We start from the raw sequence: 3158 nt of genomic DNA on the forward strand, positions 1-3158 counted from the left end.
CACCAGAAAGAACGCTGCAAAGCTCGCAGCCGACTTTTTCGGAACGGGACGCTACGAGGATACAGCACGCCGAAACGGCTACTACACTTGGTCGGCTTGGGATGACTTAGGCAGGGAGTGGAAATTCCAAAGGGACGTCAGCATTGCCGGAGCGGACAGCGAAAAGTGCGAACTGGTAACGCCGATTCTGCACTACGAGGACATTGAAATCTTGCAGGAACTGGTACGCCGATTGCGGAAAGCCGGAGCAATTTCCCACGCCGGAGTTGGTGCAGGCGTTCACATCCACATCGGAGCGAATGGGCACACACCGCAAACCCTGCGAAACCTCGCCAACATCATGGCAAGCCACGAATCCTTGCTTGCCGAGGCTTTGAAACTCGATACCAATCGGAGCGACATTATTGCCGAACGATTGACCCGAACTTTTTGGAGCAAGTCAATCGGAAAAGACCTCGCACGATGGCACAATTCGCCGACATCTGGTACACCTCGCAAGGACAGGATTGCGGCAGAAATCAACACTACAACAACAGCCGATACCATATGTTAAACTACCATGCGACCTTTACCAAAGGTACGATTGAGTTCCGATTGTTCCAATTCGACCGACCGGAAAACGGTAAAAAGAATGGCTTGCACGCCGGGCAATTGAAAAGTTACATTCAGCTTTGCTTGGCACTTTCGGAACTTGCAAAGGAGCTGCGAACGGCAAGCCCAAAACCCCAGCAGCACGAGAATCCGAAATTCGCCATGCGAACATGGCTGATTCGGCTGGGATTAGTTGGCGAGGAATTCGCCACCGCCAGAAACTTTCTCACCAAAAACCTCTCCGGAAACTCCGCATGGAGATTTGGCAACTAAGAGACATAGCCTTATGCCTCCCCATTCGACCGCTTCGGCGGTCTTGTGGTGGTAGAAGGGTAAGCCTCTAGCGGCAAAAACAAAGCCTTTCGGAAAGGATTTTTTCTATGAAACGATTTTACATCGCCTACGGTTCGAATCTCAACGTTCGGCAAATGCGGATGCGTTGTCCGGATGCAGTAATCATCGGGACGGCATTCATTCCCGATTATCGGCTGCTGTTCAAGGGCAGCAAATCCGGCAACTACCTCACCATCGAACCGCATTCCGGCAGTCGAGTGCCTGTGGCAGTCTGGGCTGTTTCGGCACGAGATGAACGGAATCTTGACCGATACGAGGGCTTTCCGGATTTCTACTACAAGAAAGGTTTTTCGCTGGACGTGAAACAATCGGAAAGCAGAAAAATCTGCAAGCTGACGGCGTTTGCCTACATCATGCACGAGGAACGAAAGTTAGGATTGCCGAGTACCTCATATCTCCAAACTTGCGGTACGGGATACCGTGACTTCGGTTTTGATTTGCAATATTTGCTGGATGCGATGGATGCCAGCCGAAAGGTGGTGCAGTAAGATGGAGAAAAAGATTTGCCCAATTTGCGGAAATCCCTACACCGGACATCCGGCACTTTCCAGAACCGATGACAAAACGGAAATCTGCTCGGATTGTGGTATCAGGCAGTCGCTGCAAAGCATCGGGATTTCGCCGGAGGAACAGGAAAAAATCCTGTCGATTATCCATAGGCCGCAGTCCAATCTTGGTGCGACACTCCTTCGCTTTCGGGCAGAATCCTGCCTCAAGCTCGGTCGCCATACGGATTCTGGGGAGGAAAAGTAAATGCGTGTTTTGATAATTGAGCCAAGGAAATGTCCCCATGTTGCCGAGATTGACGGCTCTTTGAAATCCATGCAAGAGATAGTCGGCGGTCATATCGAAGCCATCTGTCCATTTGCGGACAAGGTGGCGATTGTTTGCGATGAGGAATCAAAATTAAAAAGTGATACGGAATGGAATCGATTGATACCGGAATGCAACGATGTCATCAAGGGTACGTTTTTCATCTGCGGAGTTGATGGTGCGGAATTTACCGACCTATCGCCGGAACTAGCGGAAAAATACCGGAATTATTTCCGATATCCTCCCATTCGGATTGACGAGAACGGCAGCATTCACGTTATCGACTGATTTTTCGATTCCTTGCCCACAAAAGCCTCCACGTTTCGGCGTGTGGGGCTTTTGCTTGTACTGCGGAAAACTATCGCTTTGCATCTGCAAGCCAACACGTGCGAACGTGGCGATTCCGTTTTTTCTTGGTGTATCATACACAAATATCTCGCACGGATATGGCTGTATATTCTGGTACTTTAGCCGCTTGATAAGTCTCCGAAAAAGAGTTATTATGTGACACAACGGAACGGCAAAGCCGACCGAATTACGATTTTTTGGAGGAACTTATCATGAAGGAAATCAAGATTTACAACACGCTGAAGGTTGTCGCTGCATCGAATGAAACGGAGTTTTTGGTGGATGCCATGTCCTACGCAGATGAAATTGCAGAGGCAGTAGCCGAATACGATGACGGCGATTTGGCGAAGTATGCCGATGCTCGCAACGGCGACAGCTACTATAAAAAGCTGAAACGGATTCATGTTTCCGTTGAAATTTACAACCACGAGCTTTACGGCGTTGCAAATTGCACAGTGGCGGATGACTGGAACGAAACCGACACGGAACAGTTGAAAAGTTATTTGACCGGACAGTGGGCAGATGGGTTTGGCGAGGGACTGGAGCAGCAAGATGTGGCTGCCTTCACCGAGTTGGAATCCTACGAAGAGTACGATGAGGAGAATGACGAATTTTATGAATCCGAATGCGAGGTTTCCTACTACGTGACCGTCAGCTTTTGGCAGGATAAAAACTACCGCATTTTGACAGAAAAAGAGTTGAAAGGCTAAACTGAATGCCTACCGATTTGCCCGTAAAAGCCTCTACGTTTCGGCGTGTGGGGCTTTTGCTTGTGCTGCGGAAAACTATCGCTTTGCAGCTGCAAGCCCACACGTGCGAACGTGGCGACTCCGTTTTTCCTTGGTGTATATTACACAAATACCTCGCTCGGATATAGCTGTATATTCTGGTACTTTAGCCGCTTGCTATACGCCGAAAGGTATGGTAATATACAGTTACCGAAAGGGGTGCGGGTGTCCGGTGGACACCTCTGCGAAGCAGAAGCACCGACCGAGGCGACAGCCGAGACAACAACCAAAAAAACGGAGGAAAAACACAATGGTAGCATACGG

The 3158-nt window shown here is 49.5% G+C and carries 4 protein-coding genes and 1 pseudogene; all 5 read left to right on the top strand.

Features of this window, described 5'->3' with window-relative positions:
• A pseudogene (locus RUMCAL_RS05885) lies at positions 1 to 864 on the top strand (amidoligase family protein); the annotation flags it as partial.
• 107 nt (positions 865 to 971) lie between these two features.
• Complete coding sequence (locus RUMCAL_RS05890; RefSeq protein WP_021681731.1) at positions 972 to 1433, top strand: gamma-glutamylcyclotransferase family protein; 462 nt, start codon at positions 972 to 974, stop codon at positions 1431 to 1433.
• A gap of 1 nt (position 1434) precedes the next feature.
• Positions 1435 to 1698 (top strand): hypothetical protein, encoded by a 264-nt coding sequence (locus RUMCAL_RS15005; RefSeq protein WP_021681732.1) that lies wholly within the window; start codon positions 1435 to 1437, stop codon positions 1696 to 1698.
• On the top strand, positions 1699 to 2046 hold the full coding sequence (locus tag RUMCAL_RS05900; RefSeq protein WP_021681733.1) for a DUF3846 domain-containing protein: 348 nt from the start codon (positions 1699 to 1701) through the stop codon (positions 2044 to 2046). It abuts the gene before it with no gap.
• Positions 2047 to 2318: 272 nt separating this feature from the next.
• Positions 2319 to 2816 carry a hypothetical protein gene (locus RUMCAL_RS05905; protein ID WP_021681734.1) on the top strand — a complete coding sequence of 166 codons (498 nt, stop codon included), beginning with the start codon at positions 2319 to 2321 and terminating at the stop codon, positions 2814 to 2816.
• Positions 2817 to 3158 lie beyond the last annotated feature (342 nt).

This window comes from Ruminococcus callidus ATCC 27760 (assembly GCF_000468015.1).
Classification (GTDB): Bacteria; Bacillota; Clostridia; order Oscillospirales; family Ruminococcaceae; genus Ruminococcus_C; species Ruminococcus_C callidus.